This is a genomic window from Aliivibrio sp. EL58 (genome assembly GCF_900312675.1).
GTDB lineage: Bacteria > Pseudomonadota > Gammaproteobacteria > Enterobacterales > Vibrionaceae > Aliivibrio.
In genome coordinates this window covers 72,897-98,538 of sequence record NZ_OMPC01000008.1, presented here as the reverse complement: position 1 = coordinate 98,538, position 25,642 = coordinate 72,897, and the positions used below count along the sequence as shown (strand labels likewise).

General features: G+C 40.5%; 23 protein-coding genes. 15 read left to right on the top strand and 8 right to left on the bottom strand.

The genetic code is table 11. The features are described from left to right. Positions 1 to 26: 26 nt before the first annotated feature. Positions 27 to 242, bottom strand: a complete 216-nt coding sequence (gene rpsU / locus ED622_RS09835) for a 30S ribosomal protein S21 (RefSeq protein WP_005421025.1) — start codon at positions 240 to 242, stop codon at positions 27 to 29. Positions 243 to 469: 227 nt separating this feature from the next. Between rpsU and tsaD the strand changes: the two genes are divergently transcribed. After that, the gene (tsaD, locus tag ED622_RS09830; protein WP_045101147.1) at positions 470 to 1,489 is read left to right on the top strand and encodes a tRNA (adenosine(37)-N6)-threonylcarbamoyltransferase complex transferase subunit TsaD; all 1,020 of its coding nucleotides are present in this window, start codon (positions 470 to 472) and stop codon (positions 1,487 to 1,489) included. A gap of 60 nt (positions 1,490 to 1,549) precedes the next feature. Here the strand turns inward: tsaD and plsY are convergent, their stop codons facing one another. Continuing rightward, positions 1,550 to 2,146, bottom strand: a complete 597-nt coding sequence (gene plsY, locus ED622_RS09825; RefSeq protein WP_122033711.1) for a glycerol-3-phosphate 1-O-acyltransferase PlsY — start codon at positions 2,144 to 2,146, stop codon at positions 1,550 to 1,552. A gap of 145 nt (positions 2,147 to 2,291) precedes the next feature. Between plsY and folB the strand changes: the two genes are divergently transcribed. The 3 genes from folB to ED622_RS09810 are packed head-to-tail and all read left to right on the top strand — an operon-like array spanning position 2,292 to position 3,943. Continuing rightward, positions 2,292 to 2,645, top strand: coding sequence for a bifunctional dihydroneopterin aldolase/7,8-dihydroneopterin epimerase (gene folB, locus ED622_RS09820; RefSeq protein WP_122033710.1), 354 nt, complete (start codon positions 2,292 to 2,294; stop codon positions 2,643 to 2,645). Further along, positions 2,642 to 3,130, top strand: a complete 489-nt coding sequence (gene folK / locus ED622_RS09815) for a 2-amino-4-hydroxy-6-hydroxymethyldihydropteridine diphosphokinase (protein WP_122033709.1) — start codon at positions 2,642 to 2,644, stop codon at positions 3,128 to 3,130. Before folB ends, folK begins: the two co-directional genes overlap by 4 nt. A 9-nt stretch (positions 3,131 to 3,139) precedes the next feature. Continuing rightward, on the top strand, positions 3,140 to 3,943 hold the full coding sequence (locus tag ED622_RS09810) for an undecaprenyl-diphosphate phosphatase (protein ID WP_122033708.1): 804 nt from the start codon (positions 3,140 to 3,142) through the stop codon (positions 3,941 to 3,943). A gap of 192 nt (positions 3,944 to 4,135) precedes the next feature. Here ED622_RS09810 and ED622_RS09805 read toward each other — a convergent pair whose 3' ends face one another. Then, a complete protein-coding gene (locus ED622_RS09805) occupies positions 4,136 to 5,359 on the bottom strand; it encodes a multifunctional CCA addition/repair protein (RefSeq protein ID WP_122033707.1) in 1,224 nt (407 codons plus the stop codon). A 139-nt stretch (positions 5,360 to 5,498) separates the two neighbouring features. Between ED622_RS09805 and ED622_RS09800 the strand changes: the two genes are divergently transcribed. Then, positions 5,499 to 7,049: an AAA family ATPase gene (locus tag ED622_RS09800; RefSeq protein ID WP_122033706.1), complete on the top strand. Its 1,551-nt coding sequence runs from the start codon at positions 5,499 to 5,501 to the stop codon at positions 7,047 to 7,049. Then, positions 7,050 to 7,733, top strand: coding sequence for a general secretion pathway protein GspB (locus tag ED622_RS09795; RefSeq protein WP_122033705.1), 684 nt, complete (start codon positions 7,050 to 7,052; stop codon positions 7,731 to 7,733). It begins immediately after the preceding gene. Positions 7,734 to 7,871: 138 nt separating this feature from the next. On the opposite strand, the gene ED622_RS09790 is transcribed toward ED622_RS09795, so the two are convergent. The 3 genes from ED622_RS09790 to ED622_RS09780 form a co-directional block, all read right to left on the bottom strand. Further along, positions 7,872 to 8,483 carry a TIGR04211 family SH3 domain-containing protein gene (locus ED622_RS09790; RefSeq protein ID WP_122033704.1) on the bottom strand — a complete coding sequence of 204 codons (612 nt, stop codon included), beginning with the start codon at positions 8,481 to 8,483 and terminating at the stop codon, positions 7,872 to 7,874. A gap of 172 nt (positions 8,484 to 8,655) precedes the next feature. Further along, positions 8,656 to 9,942, bottom strand: coding sequence for an inorganic phosphate transporter (locus tag ED622_RS09785; RefSeq protein ID WP_122033703.1), 1,287 nt, complete (start codon positions 9,940 to 9,942; stop codon positions 8,656 to 8,658). 27 nt (positions 9,943 to 9,969) lie between these two features. Further along, positions 9,970 to 10,650 (bottom strand): TIGR00153 family protein, encoded by a 681-nt coding sequence (locus tag ED622_RS09780; RefSeq protein WP_065594162.1) that lies wholly within the window; start codon positions 10,648 to 10,650, stop codon positions 9,970 to 9,972. Between the two features lie 186 nt (positions 10,651 to 10,836). Here ED622_RS09780 and ED622_RS09775 point away from each other — a divergent pair, with 186 nt between their 5' ends. Next, complete coding sequence (locus ED622_RS09775; RefSeq protein ID WP_122033702.1) at positions 10,837 to 12,354, top strand: inorganic triphosphatase; 1,518 nt, start codon at positions 10,837 to 10,839, stop codon at positions 12,352 to 12,354. Positions 12,355 to 12,428: 74 nt separating this feature from the next. Here ED622_RS09775 and ED622_RS09770 read toward each other — a convergent pair whose 3' ends face one another. Next, entirely contained in the window at positions 12,429 to 13,190 is a 762-nt protein-coding gene (locus ED622_RS09770; protein WP_122033701.1) for a potassium channel family protein, read from the bottom strand. A 113-nt stretch (positions 13,191 to 13,303) separates the two neighbouring features. On the opposite strand from ED622_RS09770, the gene ED622_RS09765 reads away from it, so the two are divergent. From ED622_RS09765 to hldE, 3 genes are all read left to right on the top strand, one after another. Continuing rightward, the gene (locus tag ED622_RS09765; protein ID WP_122033700.1) at positions 13,304 to 14,905 is read left to right on the top strand and encodes a methyl-accepting chemotaxis protein; all 1,602 of its coding nucleotides are present in this window, start codon (positions 13,304 to 13,306) and stop codon (positions 14,903 to 14,905) included. 135 nt (positions 14,906 to 15,040) lie between these two features. Continuing rightward, complete coding sequence (glnE, locus tag ED622_RS09760) at positions 15,041 to 17,902, top strand: bifunctional [glutamate--ammonia ligase]-adenylyl-L-tyrosine phosphorylase/[glutamate--ammonia-ligase] adenylyltransferase (RefSeq protein ID WP_122033699.1); 2,862 nt, start codon at positions 15,041 to 15,043, stop codon at positions 17,900 to 17,902. Between the two features lie 139 nt (positions 17,903 to 18,041). After that, complete coding sequence (gene hldE / locus ED622_RS09755) at positions 18,042 to 19,472, top strand: bifunctional D-glycero-beta-D-manno-heptose-7-phosphate kinase/D-glycero-beta-D-manno-heptose 1-phosphate adenylyltransferase HldE (RefSeq protein WP_122033698.1); 1,431 nt, start codon at positions 18,042 to 18,044, stop codon at positions 19,470 to 19,472. Positions 19,473 to 19,571: 99 nt separating this feature from the next. On the opposite strand, the gene tolC is transcribed toward hldE, so the two are convergent. After that, positions 19,572 to 20,888 (bottom strand): outer membrane channel protein TolC, encoded by a 1,317-nt coding sequence (gene tolC, locus ED622_RS09750; protein WP_122033697.1) that lies wholly within the window; start codon positions 20,886 to 20,888, stop codon positions 19,572 to 19,574. Positions 20,889 to 21,119: 231 nt separating this feature from the next. Between tolC and nudF the strand changes: the two genes are divergently transcribed. The 5 genes from nudF to parE all read left to right on the top strand — a co-directional run bounded on the left by nudF (position 21,120) and on the right by parE (position 25,640). Further along, the gene (gene nudF / locus ED622_RS09745; RefSeq protein ID WP_122033696.1) at positions 21,120 to 21,758 is read left to right on the top strand and encodes an ADP-ribose diphosphatase; all 639 of its coding nucleotides are present in this window, start codon (positions 21,120 to 21,122) and stop codon (positions 21,756 to 21,758) included. A 1-nt stretch (position 21,759) separates the two neighbouring features. After that, on the top strand, positions 21,760 to 22,191 hold the full coding sequence (locus ED622_RS09740) for a DUF1249 family protein (RefSeq protein ID WP_162922499.1): 432 nt from the start codon (positions 21,760 to 21,762) through the stop codon (positions 22,189 to 22,191). Between the two features lie 15 nt (positions 22,192 to 22,206). Next, positions 22,207 to 23,031 carry a 3',5'-cyclic-AMP phosphodiesterase gene (gene cpdA, locus ED622_RS09735; protein ID WP_122033694.1) on the top strand — a complete coding sequence of 275 codons (825 nt, stop codon included), beginning with the start codon at positions 22,207 to 22,209 and terminating at the stop codon, positions 23,029 to 23,031. Further along, positions 23,032 to 23,616 (top strand): esterase YqiA, encoded by a 585-nt coding sequence (yqiA, locus tag ED622_RS09730; RefSeq protein ID WP_122033693.1) that lies wholly within the window; start codon positions 23,032 to 23,034, stop codon positions 23,614 to 23,616. A 143-nt stretch (positions 23,617 to 23,759) separates the two neighbouring features. After that, positions 23,760 to 25,640 (top strand): DNA topoisomerase IV subunit B, encoded by a 1,881-nt coding sequence (parE, locus tag ED622_RS09725; protein ID WP_122033692.1) that lies wholly within the window; start codon positions 23,760 to 23,762, stop codon positions 25,638 to 25,640. The last annotated feature ends 2 nt before the right edge of the window (positions 25,641 to 25,642 follow it).

Below are 25,642 nucleotides of genomic sequence, written 5' to 3'. Positions count from 1 at the left end.
AACTTAGTCCTAAATTAGGTAAGTTATTAGTACAGGCGAACGCGACGTGCGTTTTCGCGAGACAACTTCTTAGCGTGACGCTTTTGAGCTGCTGCTTTAGCGCGTTTACGTACTGTAGTAGGTTTTTCGTAATGCTCACGACGGCGAACTTCAGAAAGAATACCTGCTTTTTCGCAAGAGCGCTTGAAACGACGTAGTGCAACGTCGAACGGTTCGTTTTCACGTACTTTAACTACTGGCATATGCCTTTCACCTCAGGTGTTAGTCAATTCGCTGGTAGTTATAATTAACCAGCTATTATTCAAATTGGTGCCGAATTTTAATCCGATCGAGGCGTTTTGTAAAGCATTCTTGATTAAGAATTGAGTAATTTCTTTGTTTATTTTACCTTCTCTAGTCATCACGTCGCTTGAGGTAGCTTAGTGATGTAGGTAATATGGCGTTAAATTAACAGGTAACTGAGAAAAATATGCGAATTTTAGGCATTGAAACCTCGTGTGATGAAACGGGTGTTGCGATTTATGATGATGAAAAAGGGCTATTAGCTCATCAACTTTATAGCCAAGTAAAACTGCACGCAGATTACGGTGGTGTTGTCCCTGAATTGGCCTCTCGTGACCATGTTAAAAAGACAATTCCATTAATCCAAGCGGCATTAAATGATGCGGGCATGACCAAAGACGATATCGACGGTATTGCTTATACGGCAGGTCCAGGTTTAGTCGGTGCATTATTAGTTGGTTCGACTATTGGCCGTAGTATTGCGTATGCATGGGATGTTCCTGCGATTCCTGTTCATCACATGGAAGGCCATTTACTTGCGCCAATGCTTGAAGATGAGCCACCTGAATTTCCATTTGTCGCGCTGCTTGTTTCTGGCGGCCACACCATGATGGTTGAAGTAAAAGGCATTGGTGAATATCAAATTCTTGGTGAATCTGTGGATGATGCCGCCGGTGAAGCGTTTGATAAAACAGCTAAATTAATGGGTCTAGATTACCCTGGTGGTCCTTTGCTATCAAAATTAGCAGAGAGCGGCACTAAAGGTCGTTTTAAATTCCCTCGTCCAATGACTGATCGTCCTGGTTTAGATTTTAGCTTCTCTGGTCTAAAAACATTTGCCGCAAACACCATTCGTGCTAATGATGATGATTTGCAGACTCGTGCAGATATTGCGTTTGCTTTCCAAGAAGCCGTGGCGGATACCTTAGCAATTAAATGTCGTCGTGCATTAAAGCAAACTGGTATGAAACGTTTAGTGATGGCGGGTGGGGTAAGTGCGAATACTTACCTTCGTCAAGAACTAGAAGCGATGATGAAGAAAATTGGTGGTGAGGTGTTTTATCCTCGAACTGAATTTTGTACCGACAACGGCGCCATGATTGCTTATGCAGGTATGCAGCGTTTGAAGAATGGTGAGACAACAGATTTAGCGGTTCAAGCTAAGCCACGTTGGCCTATCGATCAGCTTAAACCAATTGCAAAATAGTAGTGATCAGCAAAGATCGTAAATGATCTTTATTTCTGATTTATAATAGAAGGGACTAAATTAGTCCCTTTTTCTTTGCCAAATTTTCTTTTCTTCGCCTGCAAAAAATCGACGAATATTCTCGTGATGTTTTAGAACGATTAAACAAGAAAGCATAGCAACAGGAAGGGTGTACTGAGGTTTGACTAACCAAGTAAATAAAGGTGCAAGTAAAGCGGTGATCATTGACGCTAAAGAAGAGTAGCCAGTCACTAATACCGTGATAACCCAACTGCCAAATAACATTCCCGTTAGATCTAATCCTATCGGAGCTAATGCGCCAAGAGCGGTTGCGACCCCTTTGCCACCTTTAAAGTGAAAAAATAGTGGGTACATGTGACCTAAGCAGGCTGAAATTGCAATGATGCCTAATAGTAGAGGGTTGATTTCAAGAAAGTAGCCTCCCCATACCGGTAACATGCCTTTTAAAATATCACAAAGTAGAACTAACCCTGCCGCTCCTTTACCACCAAGACGAAAGACATTAGTTGCCCCTGGATTATGAGAGCCTGAATTTCTTGGGTCGGGTAAGCCTTTTAATCGACAAATTAAAACCGCACTAGAGATCGATCCTAGAAGATAGGCGATGATGATCATAATTAGTGCAAGAGGGGTCATGAATGAGCCTTTATTTAGGTGATCAGGAGCGATCAAAAATCATTTTTATAGTATATTGCTCAGCATATTGAGCAAGGTAATATCAATATTACGTTGTTTTTCTTTTGATGGGTATCCGACCTCTTAATAAAAAGTGTGATCAAAGATGGATTTAGTATTTATAAAACAGCTTGAAGTTATTACAACCATTGGCGTTTATGAGTGGGAACAGGGCATTAAACAAAAGCTCGTATTAGATATTGATATGGCTCACGACAATAAACCCGCAGCAGCATCTGATGATGTTCAACATTGTTTAAATTACGCAGAAGTGAGTGAGGCGGTGACGGCTCATATTCAAAACGGTCGCTTCTTATTAGTTGAGCGTGTTGCAGAGGAGATCGCAGATCTTATTATGACTCGTTTTTCAGTGCCTTGGATCCGCATTCATTTATCTAAACCAGGAGCAGTGGTAAATGCACACAGTGTTGGGGTTGTGATTGAGCGAGGAAGCAAATGATCACCACCTATATTGGCGTTGGTTCCAATATTTCCCCTGAAAAACACGTAAAAGCAGCGATTGATGAATTAAAAGCGTTAGGTGACATAACTAAGATTTCGACGGTTTATGAAGCTGAGCCTGTTGGATTCTCAAGCCATAATTTTTTTAATTTAGTGGTGGAATTAAACGTTGCTCATTCATTGACTGAATTAGGTTCACTATTACGTGCAATCGAAATTAAATGGGGTCGAGAGCTTAATGCGCAGAAGAATCAAGATCGAACATTAGATCTGGATATTCTTTTGTATGGTGATTTGGTGTCTGAATCAGATCCTAAGTTACCGAGAGAGGATCTTTTTAAGTTCGCGTTTGCTATTTTACCTATGGTGGAATTGAATCCAGATCTTATTATTCCAAGTACAGAACGTACAATCAGTGAAATATGGGCAGAGTTCCCTTATTCTCAATCGTTAAAACCTGCTTTATTAAATTTAACATTCTAATGGACTATCATGACGTACTTTGAAGCTTTTTTTCTTGCTTTGTTGCAAGGGTTTACTGAGTTTTTACCTATTTCAAGTTCTGCCCACCTTATACTCCCTTCTGCAGTTCTTGGATGGTCTGATCAAGGCTTAGCCTTTGATGTCGCTGTTCATGTTGGAACATTAGCGGCGGTTATTATCTATTTTAGAAAAGAAGTCGTGACGTTATTAACAGCGTGGGTAGGCTCGATTACTAAAAAGGAACACAATAAAGAGTCTAAACTGGCTTGGTTGATTATATTAGCAACCATTCCAGCGGCACTTTGTGGTCTGTTACTTAAAGATTTTATTGAGATCTATTTGCGCAGCGCATGGGTTATTGCAACGACAACGATCGTATTTGGCTTATTGCTTTGGTGGGTTGATAAAAACTCAGAACTAGCCAAAGGTGAATATGAGATGACGTGGAAAAAAGCGTTATTTTTAGGTGTTGCTCAAGCAATGGCGATGATCCCGGGCACTTCTCGTTCTGGTATTACGATTACCGCTGCACTTTACCTTGGTTTTACCCGTGAAGCTGCTGCACGTTTTTCGTTTTTAATGTCTATCCCAATCATTACCTTAGCGGGCTCTTACCTTGGTTTAAAATTGGCTCTGAGTGATATTTCAATTAATTTTGGTTTATTAAGTACCGGTGTGGTGGTTTCTTTTATTAGTGCTTATATCTGTATTCACTTTTTCTTGAAGCTGATTTCAAGTATGGGAATGACGCCGTTTGTTATCTATCGCTTACTATTAGGTACGAGTTTACTTATGTGGTTAAGCTTTGCTTAGAAACTAGAAACTAGAAACTAGAAACGATAAGAGCAGTATGGCTAGAGTGGCAATTTTCTAGGCTTCAGGACGCTACGCTTACAGGTTTCAGGTGTACTCGGTTTTGATCTTCCTGAAACCTGAAACCTGAAACCTTAGCTTTTGCTTTTATAGTTTCTAGAGCGAAGCGTTCTAGTTAGCGTAGCGTATAGTTTATTTGATATCTAACTTACTCTTCACTGCTTCAACTCGTCTTTTATTCAACTCTTCTCTAATCTCAGCGCCTTTAAATCCAGCAGCAACCACTTCTTTCACTTCCACACTTTTTGCAGCATCAAACGCCATTTCAAAACGTGCTTTTTGTGGGTATGGCTCAGACTCTAATCCTAATCGGCCCGTATGATCGGCTTGGCAGCAGAGTAAGATAGGCTCTAAGCGCTCTGGTTTACGCCATACGTCCATTTTATCGAATATCTTAATGAAGGTTTGCGCTCGTAATTCAGGTGCTCGATGAATATTGGTGTGGTGTTCGCAAACCAGTAGTGCTAAATCTCGGTACTCATTAGGAACTTTAATTCGTGCACAGAGCGTTTTAATCAGTTTAATACCAGTATGGCAATGCATTTTATGACTTGGCCATTCTGATTCTGGCGTGACGCCTTTTCCTAAATCATGAACTTGAGCTGCGAAGCGAGTCGGTAAATCTTGGCTTAATAGGGCAGCTTGTTGCGTTACCATCAAAGTATGAATCCCCGTATCAATTTCAGGGTGCCATTTTTCTGGTTGAGGTACACCAAACAATGCATCCAGTTCTGGTAATACAACGGCGAGAGCACCACACTCTTTTAATACCGAAAGAAAGATCTCAGGGTGCTGACTCGAAAGAGACTTCTCCCATTCTTGCCATACACGCTCTGGTGTTAAGTGAGACAACTCACCGCTGTCTACTAAGGTTTTCATTAATGCCATTGTTTCTGGTGCAATAGTAAAACCAAGATAATGAAAACGGGCGGCAAATCGAGCGACGCGTAGTACACGCAATGGGTCTTCGATAAAGGCATCAGATACGTGGCGTAGTAGACGATTATTTACATCATCTTGCCCATTATAAGGGTCAATCAATTCACCACTATCGGATTGAGCGATAGCATTAATGGTAAGGTCACGGCGCAGCAAGTCTTCTTCTAGAGTGACATCTGGTTCGGCATAACAAGTAAAGCCTTTATAACCTTGGCCACTTTTTCGCTCAGTTCTCGCTAGTGCATATTCTTCTTTAGTTTTCGGGTGTAGAAATACAGGAAAATCTTGCCCAACGGCTTGATAGCCAAGTGAACCCATCTCGTTAGGGCTAGATCCAACGACAACCCAATCTTTATCTTTTACATCAATATTGAGAAGTGAATCTCGAACTGCACCACCAACTAAATAAATATTCACGTTTTGCCCTACTCGTTGCCAAGATAAAGAGAACTTTCTTTACTTTCTTAGTTCCAATGATACCGTGCAATCATAGCTTTTCGACTTTTTATTCCATATTTATTCTTGGAATTTTCCTGATAGGACAAACACCATTCTTATGTACCAAGATTTTTTTGGCTTTAATGAGCTTCCGTTCTCAATGACACCTAATGCACGTTTTCTCTATTTGAGTGAACGTCATAAAGAGGCGCTGAATTATTTATTGTCGGGATTAGGAGAAGGCGGTGGGTTTGCGTTATTAACCGGAGAAGTCGGTACGGGTAAGACGACCGTATCACGCGCACTATTCTCTCAATTAGACAGTAATGTGCATCTTGCTTTAATTTTGAACCCTATGTTCAGCGCTCAAGAGTTATTAGAGGCGATCTGTGATGAGCTTGAGATTTCTTATTCTGAAAAGGCGTCGTTAAAACAGTTAACCGACAATATTGTTTATTTTCTTAAAGCAGAGCGAGAGAAAGGTTTTCAGACTATCGTTGCTATTGATGAAGCGCAGCATTTAGGCCCAGATGTATTGGAGCAATTACGTTTACTCACTAACTTTGAAACAGACCGTGATAAGTTATTAAAAGTGTTATTGATTGGCCAACCTGAGTTACAACAGAAGTTACAGCAAACGAATTTACGTCAGCTCGCACAACGTATTACGGCACGATATCATTTATTGCCTTTAACACCTCAAGAGATTGAATCTTATATACAGCACCGTTTGACGATTGCAGGCGGAGAGCTGTCACTGTTTCCATCTTCTGCCATAAAGAAAATTGCTCGTCACTCTAATGGCATCCCTCGAGTGATCAACCTACTGTGTGATAAAGCATTGTGGGTTAGCTACCAAAAGGGCAAGCAGAGTGTAGATAACCAAGCTGTTATTCGAGCTTGTGAATTAGTGCTAGATTGGCAGGTTGAAAGTGAAGGGGTAAGACATAAAAATCCTGCATCATGGGCACCAACGATGATCGCGGTAGGGTTATCTTTAGTGTTGAGTGTGGGAAGTTATCATTTTTTACCTCGATATTTAGATGCTCATTATCCAATTATAGAGCCTGCTATTGAGGTGCCATTAGAGGGGTTCTCCTCGCAATCAGAGGCTTTTCAATCGTTATTGTCGGTATGGGGTTATTCAGTAAATGAGTTCCAAGCGAATTGTACTAATGCAAAAAGGGCGCAACTATATTGTTTAGATAGCAATGGCAGTTTGAGTGATTTATTAGCGATTAATAGACCTGCGGTGGTTTGGTTACAACAACAAACGGGTGAGGACTTACTAGCACTCGTTTATCGTGTTCACTCTAAAGGGGTGGAGTTACTTTTACCGTCTAAACATGTTGAAGTTTCTCATCAATGGTTTGAACAACATTGGAATGGCGCTTATATCCAGTTGTGGAAAAAACCAATCATTACTGAACGAGCGATGAAGCGTGGTGATAAAGGAAAAGCGATCCTAGAGTTGAATCGTTTACTGTCTTTTGCATTGGAACAACCGTTTAGTGATTCAGACAAATTTAATCAAGAGACAGAGCAACAAGTGAAAGAATTCCAAGAAATATTTGGGTTAGCTACCGATGGAGTTGTAGGATCAAGTACCTTAATGTGGTTAGACAGTGTTGTTAATATTGATGCGCCTTTGCTTCAAGGAGATAAGTAAATGTCGTCTTCTCGCTTTCCTTTATGGGTATTAGGCTCAATTGCGGTGCTTCCTCCGTTGATGATATCTAGCTACCTGTCATTGCCTCATTATAAAGCGTCTCAACAGGAATTAGAGCCTTATAAGCCGACCTATACGGTATTGTCATTACCAATATTAGAAACTGTGAAGTTACCACTACGAGCTCAAGAGCTATCATTAACTGGTTTGAAAGAATCGTCGAAAAAAGTAAATTCAATTGAGTCGTTTAGAGGAGTTTCTGCGTCAAAAAGTAAAGAGATTACTGAAAATACAGCGTCAGAACAGGAGCAATTATTGGATATTGATGATCTAGATTTGTCAGGATTGTCACCAGAATTAGCGGCACGATTTGAATCTATTTTAAGTGAGTCAGCAGAATACGAAATGGAAGAAAACCCAGAACCAATACAAAGTGATGGTTATCTTCAATTAGAGAAAAGCGGTTCTCAGCTTGTGGGTCGTTTACCTGCGTTAAATTTTCAAACTCATAACTATACTTCAAAACCAAGTCGCCGCTGGATCAAGGTGAATGGCAAAGAAGTGAATGTTGGAGGCAGCATTACACCGTCTATTTCTCTATTAGAAATTAATCCTAGAAATGTAGTGATTGAGTTTAAAGGTCAGAAAATAGAGATTCCCGCATTGTATGAATGGAAGGGATAAGGGATTATTGTTTAGCAGGCATAAAAAAGCTCAGAATTATCTGAGCTTTTTTGTATCTATCATTTATTGATTAGTTATCAATAGTTGTTAGTTATCAATAGTTGTTAGTTATCAATAGTTGTTAGTTATCAAGAGTGATTAAGACCAACCGTTTTGTTTCTTCTTACGGCTTGGGATCATGTGAGGAAGTAAAAGGCCAAATAATAGACCAATACCAGCAACACCACCGCCGTACATGAAGTACTTAAGTAATAAGTCTTCTTTTTGTGTATCTAGCTTAGCGCGTAATTCACGAATTTCAGATTGAGAGCTAACCAATTGGTTATTAACATCGCTGTAGCTTTGCTCTAAATCTTGCATTTGTTGGTTACGTTGAGTCAGGCTATCAGCTAAACCTGCTTTCTCATCATTTGCCGCTTTACGAGCATTGGCCAGTTGTGTTTTAACTGACGTCAGTTCGGCTTCAACTTTAGGTAAACGCTCACCAAGACCTGCTTGACGAGAAACAAACTTAGTTTCAACCCAACCTTTACGGCCTTTGGTATCCACGATTTGTGTGAAACCAGAGTTTTTATTACTGCTTAATAGAGTAATGCGTTCACCCGCATTTACGCTACCAATGATCTTGTATTGATTACTTGGACCTGAGTGCATGTACGTAAACAGGTTATCAGAAATATAACGAGTTTGAGCTTGCGCTGGCGTAGCAATAGCCCAAGCGAGTAAAATTAGGCTAATAAAATGCTTCACAATAATATTCCTTTGAAAAATGGATCCTGAACCGTTACACACCAATTTATTAATTCATGCATTATCATCGATTCAAACGAAGGTATAGATACTAAAAATATTTGGGCCCAGATGCAAGAAAAGAGGAGATTTTACTCTCCTCTTTGTGCAATTGTTTCAAAATTGATTAAGCTTATGCGCTAACGCCGATACCGAAGATTGCTTGCATTGCGTAGTAGAAAACTACGGCTAGCAATGCACCTGCTGGTAGGGTAACAACCCAAGACGCTACGATATTACGTACAACACCTAAGTTTAGGGCACCAATACCACGAGCAAAACCTACACCTAGTACAGCACCAACCAACGTTTGTGTCGTTGAGATTGGAAGACCAGTACCTGATGCTAATACCACAGTAGAAGCAGTTGCTAACTGTGCAGCAAAGCCACGGCTTGGTGTTAGTTCAGTAATACCTGTACCAACGGTTGCCATTACTTTGTGGCCTAATGTTGCAAGACCAACAACGATACCAATACCACCTAGAGGAAGAATCCACCAAGCAATTGTGCTTTTCGTTGTGATTTCACCCATGTGCTCAACGGTTGAAACAACAGCAGATAGTGGACCAATCGCATTAGCAACATCGTTAGAGCCATGAGCAAATGCCATAGCACACGCGGTAATAACCATTAATGTACTGAAGATACTTTCTACGCCAGTAAAGCCACGGCTGTCTTTCTCATCATTTACCGTATTTGCAAATTTACGAGAGATATACAGATAACCACCAACCATTACTAATGCTGATACGCCTGCAGATGCAACCCATGCTTCGCCATTACTTAAATGTAGACCAACGTGTTTTAGACCTTTCTTGATAGTAACAAGTGTAATAACCATAGTGGTGATGAACATGTATACCGGAACAAAACGCTTAGCATTCATTAATGGCTTATCAGTATCAAATATCAGTCGCTGAGCACTGATAAAGATCATGTAAGCAAAAATACCGGATATGAGAGGAGTGATTAACCAGCTCCCTACGATACCTTGAACTGAGTTCCAATCAACCGCTTCAGTACCTACTGCAACACACGCAAAACCGATGATTGCACCGATAATAGAGTGAGTTGTTGATACCGGCCAGCCCATGTAAGACGCAAGCAATAACCAAGTACCTGCAGCAAGAAGCGCTGACATCATGCCGTAAACTAATACTTCAGGCTGATGGGCGAAAAGAGAGGTATCAATTACCCCTTTACGAATTGTATCTGTAACTTCACCACCTGCAAGGTATGCCCCTGCAAATTCGAAGATCATTGCAATGATGATCGCTTGTTTTACTGTTAGTGCTTTAGACCCAACTGAGGTGCCCATCGCATTGGCAACATCATTTGCACCAATACCAATCGCCATAAGGAAGCCGAAGAAGGCCGCAACTAAAATAAGGGTCGTGCCGTAGTTAGCAAGAATATCCATTGTATTACCTGTTACTGAATCAGAAACTTATGAGCGAGATAGCATGAGTTCTAAACGAGAACCTACACGCTGTGCTTGGTCAGCAATGCCACCAACCCACTCAAGAATTTTATAAAGGAACATAACATCGATTGGGTTGTATTTGTGCTCGATGCTCATGAGTTGCTGGCGCAGTTGAATTTGCAATTCGTCAGTATCATCTTCAATGATGTCTAACTTATTGATCATCTCAGCAACCAAAGTGACTTCTCGTCCCTTAAAGCCTGTTTCCAATAGCTCATCCAATTCACTGATTACTTCTTGCGCTTGATTAGCCGCATCTAAACAGCGTTGAACATAAGCTAAAAATGCATCCTGCATAGAGCTTGGAATTTCAAGTTGACGACCAACAACGCGACCTGCGATGTCTTTAGCCAGGTTTGCGAGTTTATCTTGCTGAGTTAACAGACCGAGCATGTCGGTACGATCAACTGGCATAAACAACCCACGAGGAAGTTTTAAACGAATTTCACGTTTTAGAACATCCGCTTCTTTCTCTAGATGAGAAATTTGCGCACGAAGTTCACTCGCTTTTTCCCAGTCACCTTTTGCACACGTTTCGAAAAACGGAACAAGAAGTGAGCAGCATTCATTGACACAAACAACGTGACGCTGCAAAGGTTTCATTGGGGACTTGGCGAATAACCCCATAATAGTATTTACTGGCATGGTTTCTTAACCTAATAAAACAAACACCTAATGGTGAATTGTTAGACGATGGCCACAAAGGCGCGAATGTTAACCCAATCCCACTATCAATAAAACTACTTTAGATCATGGTTTGGGCGTTATTTCTAGCTTGATACCGAACAGTTTAAGCCATATCCTTGGAAAGACAACGGTTATGAGGTCATTATGGAAACTGAAATCGAACTAAAATTTTTTGTTTTTCCTGAGTTTGTCGACACAATTATAGACAAAATATCAGGAGCAAAAGTCATTGAGCATAGTTGCTTAAATTTAGGAAACATCTATTTTGACACCCCAGAGCAGCATCTTCGTAAACACGATACTGGGTTACGTATTCGTCGATTTAATGATGAACGAACACAAACATTAAAAACGGCAGGTCGTGTGGTAGCAGGGTTGCACCAGCGTCCAGAATACAATGCTGAACATGACTGTGATGTCCCTAATGTGTATTTACATCCTCAAGATGCTTGGCCTAGTGATATCGCTTTGGCAGATCTTCAATCACAACTTTCTCCTTTGTTTTCAACGAACTTTGTTCGTAAGCAGTGGTTAATTGAAATGCCTGATGGTAGTGAGATTGAACTGGCGTTTGATCAAGGTGAAGTAATTGCAGGCGATCGAACGACTCCTATCTGCGAAGTAGAATTAGAATTAAAATCAGGCCAGACCGATGCGTTATTTACTCTGGCTAGAGACTTATGCAGTTCTGGTGGGATGCGTTTAGGCAATCAAAGTAAAGCTGCAAAAGGTTACCGTTTAGCAATGAACGCACCTGCGGATAAAGTCAAACCACTTTCATTGGTCAAAACAGAATCAACAGATAGTGTGGAGACGTGCTTTGTTAATTCGTTGGAGTATGCACTTTCTCATTGGCATTATCATGAACAAATTTACATCGATACTCAAAACCAATTAGCGCTACAAGAAATTCGTATTGCGATCGCATTTTTACGTCAAATTTTTCTAGTTTTTGGCGAAATGGTACCAAAGCGTGCTAGTGAGCGATTACGCCAAGAGCTTAAATGGTTAGAAGAAGAGTTGCATTGGCTTGATGAATCAGACCACTTAGCTTATTTAATTGAAGAAAAAGGGCATGTATTACGAAAGCTAGATGCACGTAAATTCTTGGTAGCCAGCCTGAAAGAGAGTGAGAAATCACTGCCGAATACAGAAGAGATGCTGATGTTATTAGTCTCATCTCGTTACTGTGGGTTATTGCTTGATTTGAGTCGTTGGATATTAACGCGAGATTGGCAGCCTTTCTTAGATGATAAAAAGCGTCAGCAATTACAAGAATCAATAGACAGTCATTCTGGGGTGTTACTGGATCGAACTTGGGAAGCGTTAGATGAGGCTTTCTCTGTATCCAATCAGCTATTACCGACCGATTACTTCAAATTAAAAATGCGTTTACGTCGTAACTTAATGACGGGCACTTGTTTTGCGCTTATTTATGATGATGACCGAAGAAAAGGTTTCCGCTTACCTTGGCTTGATCTTTTACAAGGTATTGATGATTTAATGAGTTTAGAGCCTTTACGGACTCGTGTTCAGTTATTAGATGATGCTGAAGAGCGAGAGCAGTTAGAGCGCTGGTTACTAAGACAAGAACGCTCTATTTTACATGCTATGGAACAAACTCGCCAAGCAGGCTTAGAGTACCCCCCTTATTGGCAATAATGGTTTATTCCAACCTACATTTTTAGGTTGATACCCTAAATACAAAGAGAAGTGATTAAATTATTCTGATGTAATTACTTCTCTTTTTTATTCTCAATGGATGCTAATCTTTTTAGGATCTCATTCTGCTGCTGTAAAAGTAAGTTTAATTTCTCATCTCGACACTGCTTTTCTTTTTCTCTATTCTTGCGTTCTTCATTTTTTGCCGGCTCGGTAATAATTGAGGTTATTAAGCCTGAGATCATACCGAAAATCCCCACACCAGATAAAATAATCAACACCGCTAAAACTTTTCCCGCAACAGTGACAGGATAGTGATCACCATAACCAACGGTTGATATAGTGACAAAGGCCCACCATATGGCATCTCCTGCGGTATGTATATTGGCATCAGGATTTGACCTTTCAAACATCAGCATAAAAACAGAGCCTAAAGAAATCAGAGTAACCATTAAAACTAAAATAGAGGCAATAGTGGCTTCTTTTCGATTGGATTGGATCTGCTTTAATACAGACTGGCTAGAACGAAGTAAGCGAAAAATACGTAAGATATGAAAAATGCGTGCATAACGAATGGGTTCAATGATTGGAATACTTGCTACGAAATCGATCCAATGTTCTTTTAAATATTGGAGACGGTGCTTACTGCGAAACAAATCAAGGCTGAGCTGAAAGAGAAAGAGGGCACAGATAATGGTGTCGAGTGTGATTAACATAGTACGACTGGCGTGATCTAGCGGTACAAACAGCAGGCTTGAGATCACAATTAAGGATAAAAAGGAGAGTATCAGCGACATTAAGCTCATGGGGTTAAGGTCAATTTTGTTATGATTCATACTAATTATTTATGGGTATCCATCGATATAATATTAAAGAGTGTTTAAATGATGATTGAAGCTATTAATCATGCACTAAAAAAATCGATTCTGAAAGGTAGTGGGGAAAGACTATGTCTGCAATAACGTTTAGGCCATGGGAAAGGCTGGTCACTGATATTAAATTAGTGCCAAAATTGGTCATTTTAATGGTATTTAGTACTGCACTGTTAGTAACCAAGCAGCTGTGGGATGCAAATACCTTTTACCAATCAGTAATTGCTATTCAGAAAGAAAAAGCTCAAGAATCCGCCATTGCTAACGCTGAATTGATTAATGGAATTTTAAATCATAAGCCTAATGGTAAAGAATTGGCTGGTGAAGCGATCAGTGTTCAAGCAAAAGCATGGTCTCAGGGCAATTATATCTATGTGATTGATCGTGATAGCGGCACCGTTTTTGGTCATAAATCAATTCAATCTCTCTCTTCACTGTCTGACTCTCTAGATAATGGCGCTTCATTAAAGCAGCTTATTGGTAGCTTATCTTCTCAGCAAGCGTATTCGATGAATGATTATTCTCGTTATGAATTTGCAGTTAAAGTGCCTAATCATAACTGGGTGGTGGTTGCCTCTCAAAGCTCAGACGGTGCAGAACAGTATTATCAAGATTACTTATACCAAGTGATTTGGCAGACGATAGTCATGATTGTTGCTTTCATGGTTATTTTATTAGGTGCCTCAAGCATTATGTTGCGTCAAATGAAGTATTTAAACACTTCAATGAAACAGATTGCCGCTCAAAATCTTTCTGAACCAGTAGAGATGAGCTGTAAAGATGAATTTGGTGATTTAGCAAGAGAGCTAAATAAAACTCGCCTTCAGCTTAAATCAGTCGTGGAAACTCAATTATCAGCGTCTCAAGAGTTGGCTAGTTTAACTGAAGTGATGACGATTAGTATGGAAGGAACAAAAGAAGCCGCTCAAGAAGAATTTGCTGAAATTGATCAATTAGCAACAGCGATGAGCGAAATGAATTCAACCGTACAAAATGTAGCGGATAATGCTCGTAATGCATCAACAGGAACAGAGCAAGCTCAAGTACAAGCGAAAGTTGGTCAAGAGTTTGTTGAAGGTACTATCGTTAAAATTCAAGCGCTATCAGGTGATATTGCCGCGTCTGCTGAAGTGGTAAATCAAGTTGAAGAAAGAGTAATGTCGATTAGTTCAGTTGTTGAAACGATTCGCGGTATTTCTGAGCAAACAAATTTACTTGCGTTGAATGCGGCGATTGAAGCAGCTCGTGCCGGTGATGCAGGGCGAGGTTTTGCGGTTGTTGCCGATGAGGTGAGAAACTTAGCGCAGAGTACACAAGGTGCAACGGTTGAAATTCAAGAGATGATCACTCAGTTGCAAAACAGTGCGAATCAGGCTGTTGAGTTAATGGAAAAAAGTGTTGTTGAGGCGGCAGAAGGCGTAGAGCTTGTAACTAATGCAGGCACTGAGTTAGACAGCATTGTGAATCAAGTGAACCATATTAATGAAATGAACTTCCAAATCGCAAGCGCTGCTGATCAACAAAGTGCAGTGGCAGAAGAGATGGATCAAAACTTAACTAATGTTAGAGAATTGGTTGAGGCTTCTGTGGTTGTTATGACTGAATTGACAGAAACGTCTGAAGAGATGCAAAAAAATGCAGAAGAGTTAGAAGCGAAGATGAAAGTCTTCAAAATTTAAATCACTCGCTTGATTTTAATTGACGCCTACACTCAGTTGTAGGCGTTTTTGTTTGCGGCGAAAAACAATTTTTGGCACAGTATCAAGAGTCTGATCGTACTTGGCGATCATAAGGAATTTTCGATAAGGAATATCATGTCTTTGCCATCCTCACTAGCGTCATTAGCAGAACGTCGTCAACAAGAGTTAACTCATCTTTCTCATATTGAGCAGTGGCCTAATTCATTGCAGGATCAGCTATCAATCGCTTTAGGTTGTAGTGATTTTTTGCATGAGGCATTTCAGCAAGATGAAGTGTTATGCCAAAGCTTCCCGTCAATGTTTGAAATCATTGATCGCAGTGAAGAATATCGCTCTCGATTACAAGATCACTTATCGCAATGCAATGATGAAAATGCGTTGATGCGAGAGCTTCGCTATTTTCGACGACATGAAATGGCTTACATTGCATGGCGTGATTTTACCTTTTCTCATATCCCAGCAAGTGATTGGTCTTTAGAAACCAGTTTGTCTCATCTTTCTTTATTAGCTGAAGCCTTGATTGTAGAGTCGTATCAATGGCTTTATAAGCAAGCGTGTATTGATTGGGGTACACCTAAGAATGCTCAAGGTGAAGAGCAACCTATGCTTATTATTGGTATGGGTAAACTAGGTGGTGGAGAGTTAAACTTTTCGTCTGATATTGATTTGATTTTCACTTATCCAGAAAATGGTGAGACTGAGGGCGCTCGTCGAAGCCTTGCTAATGCTCAATTTTTTACTCGTTTAGGTCAAAAGATCATTAAAGCATTAGACCAAATGACATTGGATGGCTTCTGTTATCGCGTTGATTTACGTTTACGCCCATTTGGTGAGAGTGGGCCGTTAGTCATGAGTTACGCTGCGTTAGAGGATTATTACCAAGAGCAAGGTCGAGACTGGGAACGTTACGCAATGATCAAAGCACGCGTAATGGGCAAAGAGACTTACAGTCATTACCAAGAACTTCGTCAAATGTTGCGCCCATTTGTTTTTCGCCGTTACATTGATTTTGGTGCAATTCAAGCGTTGCGTCGTATGAAGTCGATGATCACCACTGAAGTTCGTCGTCGTGGATTGAACGATAATATTAAACTTGGCTCAGGTGGAATTCGAGAAGTTGAATTTATCGCTCAAGTATTCCAACTTATTCGTGGTGGCAGAGAGCCATCTTTACGTGGGCGTGGCTTATTAGAAACACTAGTAGCAATTAAAGAGTTAGGGCAGCTATCAGTTCAAGAGGTCGATGATTTAACCACGGGTTATTGCTTCTTACGTCGTTTAGAGAACTTGCTACAAGCGATTGGAGATAAGCAAACTCAGACATTACCAATGGACGAGAGAGATCAATCTCGCCTTGCTTTTGCTATGGGAATGGCTAATTGGGATGAGCTATATAGTGCGATTGAAAAGCACATGAATACCATACATGCTGTGTTTGAAAATTTAATTGGCCATGATGAAGAAGAGTCCGAAAACAGCATTGATAAGTCGTATGTAGAGCTGTGGGACATGGCGCATAACCCTGAAGTGCTTGAGAATATTTTACAAGAATTGAACGCTGACCAAGCAGAACAACTAACTTGCCATATTATTGAATTCAAAGGGGACTTGAAGAAGAAAACATTAGGACCAAGAGGGCGTGAAGCGATCACTCATTTAATGCCTAAATTGTTCAGTATTGTGATTGGCCGAGAAGATGCAAGTGATACCTTACCGCGTTTAACTAAGCTTATCCAAGCGATTGCGACTAGAACCACCTATTTAGAATTGCTTGATGAGCATAATGGGGCATTACAACACCTAGTTCGTTTGTGTGCTGCAAGTCCTATGGTGGCAGAACAACTGACTCGTTATCCTATACTCTTGGATGAATTATTGGATATAAATCAACTCTATAACCCAATTGAGTTGAGCCAATATAAAATTGAATTAAATGAGTTTCTTGCTCGTATTCCAGAAGATGATATGGAACAGCAGATGGAGGCTTTACGTCAATTTAAGCAAGTCTGTTTATTAAGAATAGCCGCATCAGATATTGCTGGTGGACTCTCTTTAATGAAAGTAAGTGACCACTTAACTTACTTATCAGAAGCGATTGTTGAAGCGGTGGTTAATCAAGCTTGGTTACAAGTGACTGAAAAATTTGGTGAGCCAACTCATCTTGAGGGACGAGACAGCAAAGGTTTTGCGGTGATTGGCTATGGTAAAGTGGGAGGCTGGGAGCTAGGGTATAACTCCGATCTTGATATCGTATTTATGCACGATTGCGATGTGAATACGTACACCAATGGTAAAAAAGAGATCGATGGCCGTCAGTTCTACTTACGATTAGCGCAACGTATTATTCATATTTTCTCTGTACGTACCTCTTCTGGTATTTTGTATGAAGTCGATACTCGTTTACGTCCATCAGGGGCATCAGGTCTGTTAGTCAGTACTAGCGAAGCCTTTGATGAGTACCAACGAGAAGATGCGTGGACATGGGAACATCAAGCTTTAGTTCGTGCTCGTATGATCTATGGTGATACGGCGTTACAATCGGCGTTTAATACAACGCGACATGAGATCCTCTGTTTAGAGCGAGATGAGAAGAAACTACAGAAAGATGTTGTCGAAATGCGTGAAAAAATGCGAGATCATTTAGGCGGAAAGAAAACGGGACGCTTTATGTTGAAGCAAGATGCGGGGGGGATTACTGATATTGAGTTTTTAGCCCAATACTTAGTGTTAAATCACGCTCACCAAGCGCCAAAACTAACCCGATGGTCTGACAATGTTCGTATTTTTGAAAGTTTTGCTGAGCAGGATGTGATGAGTGAGGAGTTATCTTTATCTTTGATCCATGCTTATTGTGTTATGAGAAATGAGATCCATCATCGTAACTTATTGGGTTTCGATGCCGATGTTGCTGATGCCAGTTTTATCGAAGAGCGACAAGCAGTCGTTACCGCTTGGAATCAATGGTTTGGTGAGTAAATATTACTTAACCTTGAGTTTATTATTTCTAAGTTGGCGCAGAACTTGCGTAAATGCTACCATTTATAACAGATGATTTTGATAGATAGCACAAACCAATAATGGTAGATGATTTGCTGTTTATTACCCGGAGAAAAGAATGAAACCAACACTTCCTAATTACGATCAATCCGGTGTATTGATTGTTGGTGATGTAATGCTTGACCGCTATTGGGGCGGACCAACAACTCGTATTTCACCAGAAGCTCCAGTACCTGTGGTTAAAGTTAATAATATTGAAGAGCGTCCAGGTGGCGCAGCGAACGTAGCGATGAATATTGCAGCGTTAGGCGGCGATGCTCACCTTGTTGGTCTTGTTGGTGATGATGAACCAGCCAAAGCATTAACAGCGACATTAGCATCATTAAAAGTGCATTGTGATTTTGTGGCGCTTCCTGAGTTTCCAACAATTACAAAATTACGAGTAATGAGCCGTGGTCAACAGCTGATTCGTTTGGATTTTGAAGAAAGCTTCCATGACGTACCTGCGGAACCGTTAATCAGCCGTATGCAAGCAACACTATCAAAAGTAAAAGCGGTTGTATTGTCTGATTATGCAAAAGGGGCATTAGAGCACGTTCAGTTAATGATCCAAGAAGCACGTAAAGTCAATGTTCCTGTATTTATCGATCCAAAAGGGGCTGATTTTGAACGCTACCGTGGTGCTACATTATTAACACCAAACATGCTGGAGTTTGAAACGGTTGTTGGCAAAGTAAAAGACGAAGATGATTTAGTAGCTAAAGGCCAGCAAATTATTGAAGAATTTGATTTTGAAGCGCTATTAGTAACACGTAGTGAGCACGGTATGACTTTGCTTCGCCGTGATATGGCTCCGTTACATTTACCTACGCAAGCGCGTGAAGTATTTGATGTTACTGGTGCGGGTGATACGGTTATTTCGGTATTAGCCGCTTCTGTATCTACTGGCAAACCACTTGATGAAGCGTGTGCATTAGCCAATGCTGCTGCTGGTGTTGTGGTTGGTAAACTGGGTACATCAACATTATCAACGATTGAATTAGCAGAAGCGATTCACGGTAGTCAAGATTCTGGTTTTGGCATTATTGGTGAAGACCAATTAATCAATGCGGTAAAACAAGCGCGTGAGCGTGGTGAGCGAGTTGTCATGACAAACGGTTGTTTTGATATCTTACATGCCGGTCATGTTTCTTATTTGAACCATGCAGCAGAATTAGGTGATCGCTTAATTGTTGCGGTTAATACGAATGAATCAGTACAGCGCTTGAAAGGCCCTGGTCGCCCTATCAACCCAACGGATCGTCGTATGGCGGTATTGGCTGGTTTAGGTGCGGTTGATTGGGTTGTTCCTTTCTCAGAAGATACCCCACAACGCTTAATCGCGGCAGTATTACCAACGATGTTGGTGAAAGGTGGCGATTATGCGATTGAAGATATCGCAGGTGGTGCAGAGGTGATTGCTGCAGGTGGTGAAGTAAAAGTATTGAACTTTGAAGATGGCTGCTCAACCACAGGTATTATTGAAGCGATTAAAGGTGGTAGAGGTTAACCTCAACTAAGCCTTAAAAGAAAAGCCACATTAAGTGATTAATGTGGCTTTTTTACGTCTACTATCATCTATCTTACTAAGAAGGTAGATGACATAAGATTATTGTGCTTGAGTTGTTTTATTCGCTTTTAAGCCAGCATTAATATCAATGATATCTTGCTCACTTAGTGTACCAACCGCTTGTTTTAGTTGAAGGACACTAATGATGTAGTCGTAACGAGCGTTTGCTAGGTTACGGTTTGCATCATATAAACGACGTGTTGAATCTAATACATCAACAATAGTACGTGTACCAACATCAAAGCCAGCTTCTGTTGCTTCTAATGCTGATTTTGCAGAGATAACTGTTTGCTCGTACGCTTTCAATGCGCCAATAGAGGCATTGATGTTGTTGTTAAATGCACGAACGTTTTTAGTTACATCACGGTAAGTTGCTTCTAAATCTTGGCTTGCTGCAACGTATTGGAATTCAGCTTGGCTAGTTAATGAACTTGTGTTACCACCAGAGTACAGTGGGATATACAAGTTAATACCGGCATTGATATCACTTGAATCAAAGTCGTTAGCGCTATTACCTTGATCTGTGTAGTTATATCCAGCATCAAAGGTTAAAGATGGCATATGACCAGAGCTTGCTAATGAAATATTATCTTTTGCAATATCAGCATTGATACGAGAAGCAAGTAAGCTTAGGTTCTTCTGTTGGGCTTCATCAATTAAGCTATCTGATGATTGGTCAGATGGGCTTGCTGAGAAACGCTCAGTATCTAGTACGCTTAGTTCTGTGTGGCCTTGGCCTGTGATAACGCGAAGGTCTTCATAACTGTTTACCAATTGGTTTTCAGTTAATACTTCATTGGCTAATACGCTGTCGTATTGTGCTTGTGCATCATGAACATCGGTAATTGCAGACAAACCCACATCAAAACGTTGTTTAGTTTGTTCTAGTTGACGACCAACCGCTGCTTTTTCTGCACGAACAAATTCAAGGCTATCGTTAGCGCGTAATACATCAAAGTAGGCTTGAGCAACACGTAAAATCACACCTTGTTGTTCTGCAGCATAAGCAGAATCGGCTTGGCGAGCACTTTTTTCTGCAATGTCTAAACTAACCCAGCTTGATTGTTGGTATAGCTCTTGAGAAAGGTTAATACCTGCAGTTAGACGATCGTTTTCACGGCTATCTAAATCGCTACGAACGATATTATAACCCGCAGTTAAATCAATCTGTGGCAATAGAGAACTTTGCGAAGAATTTACCGCTTCAAAAGCCGCATCTTTAGTTGCAGCAGCTCTTAGTAATTGAGGATCGTTTTCTTTAGCTTGATTGTATACTTGCGCAAGGTCATCGGCAGCAGCTAAAGAGCTGAAACTACCTAGTGCCATTCCAATAAAGAGTGGAAGCAGTTTTCTCATGGTGGTTTGTCCCGCAAAATTGTTTTATATAATATAGTCTATAGAGTGTACCTTATCTCTCTAGACTCTGGCTGTAAAGATTACGTTTTTTTACGTTTGTACGATTAGTATCATCTAAATATTGTGGAAAGCCTCTAAAAAAAATGTAAGCATTATCAAAAAAAACGAGTTAAAAAATTGTTGCTCTGTATGATGAGTGATAAAACGGAACAGAAGATTTAGGGAATAAGAATGAAAACATCATCGAATATCGCACTATCAAATCAATTTACCGCTGATGATGTTGACGTTTTGTCGAAAGAATCTTTGTATAATGGTTTTTTTAAAATGACTAATATCGCTTTTCGTCATCGACTGTTTCGTGGTGGCTGGAGCGAAGTGATAGAGCGAGAGCTTTTTGAACGAGGCCATGCTGTGGCTTTATTGCCTTATGACCCTATCACAGACCAAGTCGTTCTGATTGAACAGGTTCGCGTTGGTGCCTTAGGCTCTAATTCTCCTTGGCAATATGAAATCGTGGCAGGAATGATAGATAAAGACCAAACTGCCGAGCAAGTTGCGATTCGAGAGGCGAATGAAGAGGCCGGTATTAGCGTGTCTTGTTTAGAAAAAATCTCGCATTTTTATCCTTCATCTGGCGGGTGTTCAGAACAGTTAGATGTATTTGTTGGTTGTATTGACGCTTCTAAAGCAACAGGTATTCATGGTTTAGAAGAAGAAGGCGAAGACATTAAAGTACACGTTGTGACAAGAGAGAAAGCCTATGAGCTAGTCACTCGTGGCATAATTGAGAATGCGGCCTCAATTATTGCGCTTCAATGGTTAGAATTGAATGTTTCACGCTTACGATCACAGTGGAATTCACTATAACATGCGTAAATATCACGTCGATTTATCGAGCTTGATGCGTATATATGAAACTAATTACGCGAAATTAGTTTCACTTTTGCCAAGAAATGAAATAATTGGCGAACTTGCAAGTTATAAAGTATGTAAGCAGCAGTATCAGATTAAGGTACTCGAGGTGACGGTATATACAACATTAGTTGAAGTTTATCAAATAGATGAACAGCCAATATACCCACTTCCAAAGTTAACGGTTCGACTTTATCACGATGCCAGAGTAGCAGAAGTGTGTGCAAGCCAGCAGCTTGCGTATATTAAAGCGAAATATGATTACCCGAATGGGAAGATGCTTCAAAAAGATGAAAAGCATCAATTAAACCAGTTCTTAAGTGACTGGCTAACGTTTTGTTTGAAAAATGGGATTAGCCAAGAGCCCATTTTTTTAGAAAAGAATTAAAAGGTTGTAGCTATTTTGCTCTCGGAAACATTATTAAATAACGAAAACGGCCCAGTTCGGTTGTTACAGATAACAGATACGCATTTGTTTGCGCCTGAAAATGGGGCGCTTCTTGGTGTACCTACATTAAAAAGTTTTCAAACTGTTGTTGAACAGGTACAGCAACGCACGCCAAATTTTGATGCGATTATCGCAACGGGCGACATATCTCAAGATCATACTGTGCCGTCATATCAGCATTTCGTTGATGGAATTAAACCATTGGTTAAACCATGTTATTGGTTGCCTGGTAATCATGACTATAAACCTAGTATGGGTGGGGTACTGCCATCCTCTCAAATCCAAGCTTGTGAACATTTATTTATTGGTCAGCATTGGCAATTAATCATCTTGGACAGTCAAGTGGTAGGCGTGCCTCATGGTGCCTTGTCACAACAGCAATTAGACTTACTTGATAGCGCATTATCTCAAAATCCAGATCGTTACTCATTAATACTACTGCATCATCATCCACTACCTGCTGGTAGCGCGTGGCTTGATCAGCATCAGCTAAAAGACAATGATGACTTTTGGACTGTTGTTGGTCAGCATAACAATGTAAGTGGTATTGTTTGTGGTCATATTCATCAAGAACTTGATCGTATTGTTAATGGTGTCAGATTACTTGCTACCCCTTCAACTTGTGTTCAATTTCTTCCTGATTCAGACGATTTTGCTCTAGACTCACAAGCTCCAGGTTGGAGAACATTGGACTTATTGCCTGATGGGAAAATTGAGACGCAAGTATACCGTTTAGAGAATTGTGATTTTTCTGCTGACAGTGATGCTGGAGGTTATTAAGTGAAAAAACCAAGCCTACTCTTATATATTCATGGGTTTAACAGCTCTCCGTTATCTCATAAAGCGCAAGTCATGACTCGTTATTGTGAAGCGCAACGTCCAGACATTAAAGTGATAACACCTCGATTGCCTTCTTATCCAGAAGAAGCCGCTCAATATTTAATTCAACTTGTTGAAATATATCAAACTGAATATCAAATAGGCTTAGTTGGCAGTTCGCTTGGAGGGTATTTATCAACGTGGTTAAATCATCGTTATGGATTTAAAGCGGTGTTAGTTAACCCTGCCGTAAAACCTTATGAATTACTTGCGGGCTATTTAGGAACTCAAGTAAACCCGTATACAAAAGAAGAATATTTCCTTGAAGAAAAGCACATGAAAGAGCTATCTTCATTACGTGTCGATACGATCGATACCCCGAGTTCTTTATGGTTATTACAGCAAGAAGGCGATGAAGTGCTTGATTATCGACAAGCAGTAGACAAATATTCAGCCTGTAAACAAACAATAGAAAAAGAGGGTGACCACAGTTTTGTTGATTTTGAGCGTTACCCCGAACAAATTATTCAATTTCTAAATTTATAGTTACGCTTTCTCTACGCTAGAGACACAGTATCTATACAATCTTTAATACAAAGCCACATATTTAGAGTGGAATAGGGTCGTTTACTTGACTTTCCTCCTTCCCTTTCAGACTATGTGACAAATTTTAAGAAGCCTTCCGAGATATGACTGAACAATATAATGCAGGAGCCATAGAGGTTCTAAATGGCCTTGAGCCCGTTCGTCGCCGTCCTGGTATGTATACCGACACAACTCGCCCAAACCATTTAGGGCAAGAAGTTATAGATAACAGTGTCGATGAAGCCTTAGCCGGACATGCGAAAAAAGTTGAAGTAATTTTACACGCCGATCAATCTTTAGAAGTGATTGATGATGGACGTGGTATGCCTGTTGATATCCATCCGGTAGAGAAAGTATCAGGTGTTGAACTGATCCTTTGTAAGTTACATGCTGGTGGTAAATTCTCAGGTAAAAACTACGAATTCTCAGGTGGTTTGCACGGGGTTGGTATCTCGGTAGTAAATGCCTTGTCAAAGCGTGTAGAAGTGACGGTTCGCCGTGATGGTGAGATCTACGAAATTGCGTTTGAACATGGCGATAAGGTTTCTGATTTAACGGTTGTAGGCACTTGTGGCCGTCGTAATCGTGGTACTAGCGTACATTTCTGGCCTGATACAAGCTATTTTGATTCACCGAAGTTCTCAGTGACTCGTCTTATTAATAATCTAAAAGCTAAAGCCGTATTATGCCCAGGTTTAGAGATTGTTTTTAAAGACAAAGTAAACGATAAAGAGCATAGATGGTGCTATGAAGATGGTCTTAAAGATTATCTATTAGAGGGCGTTAGTGGTTATACATTATTACCTGAAGACCCATTTACGGGCGCATTCTTAGGTAAAGGTGAAGCTGCAGATTGGGCCGTAACTTGGTTGCCTGAAGGCGGAGAGCTTGTTTCTGAAAGCTATGTAAACCTTATCCCTACCGCTCAAGGTGGTACGCACGTCAATGGCATGCGCCAAGGTCTTTTAGATGCAATGCGTGAATTCTGTGAGTTTCGAAACTTATTACCACGTGGTGTGAAATTAACGGCGGATGATATTTGGGATCGCTGTGCTTACGTTTTGTCGGTTAAAATGCAAGATCCTCAGTTTGCAGGCCAAACCAAAGAGCGTTTATCTTCACGTCAATGTGCTGCATTTGTTTCTGGTGTTGTAAAAGATGCCTTTAGTTTATGGTTGAACGAAAAACCACAAATCGCAGAACTGATTGCTGAAGCGTGTATTGCCAATGCACACCGTCGTATGCGAGCGGCTAAGAAAGTCGTTCGTAAGAAGATTGCATCAGGTCCTACATTGCCTGGTAAATTGACAGACTGTTCAATTCAAGATTTAGCTCGTACCGAACTTTTCTTAGTGGAAGGGGACTCGGCGGGTGGTTCTGCAAAACAAGCGCGTGATCGTGAATTCCAAGCAGTAATGCCACTGCGTGGTAAAATTCTAAATACGTGGGAAGTATCCGCTGACCAAGTATTAGCCTCTCAAGAAGTTCACAATATTTCTGTTGCGTTAGGCATTGATCCTGATTCGGATGATTTATCAGGCTTACGTTATGGTAAAGTATGTATCCTTGCCGATGCCGATTCAGATGGTCTGCACATTGCGACTCTTCTATGTGCGTTATACCTGAAGCACTTCTCTTCTCTGGTTCGTGCTGGACACGTCTATGTGGCAATGCCACCGCTGTATCGTATTGACTGTGGTAAAGAAGTCTTTTATGCCCTTGATGAAGCAGAAAAAGAAGGCGTGTTAGATCGTTTAAGTAATAAACGTGCAAAAATTAACGTGCAACGATTTAAAGGATTGGGTGAGATGAACCCACTTCAACTTCGTGAAACAACCATGGATCCAAACACTCGTCGCTTGGTGCAATTAACCATTGATGATGATGAAAAGACAAATGAAATGATGGATATGCTTTTAGGCAAAAAACGTGCAGACGATCGTCGTGCTTGGCTACAAAATAACGGCGATCAGGCAGAGGTATAAGA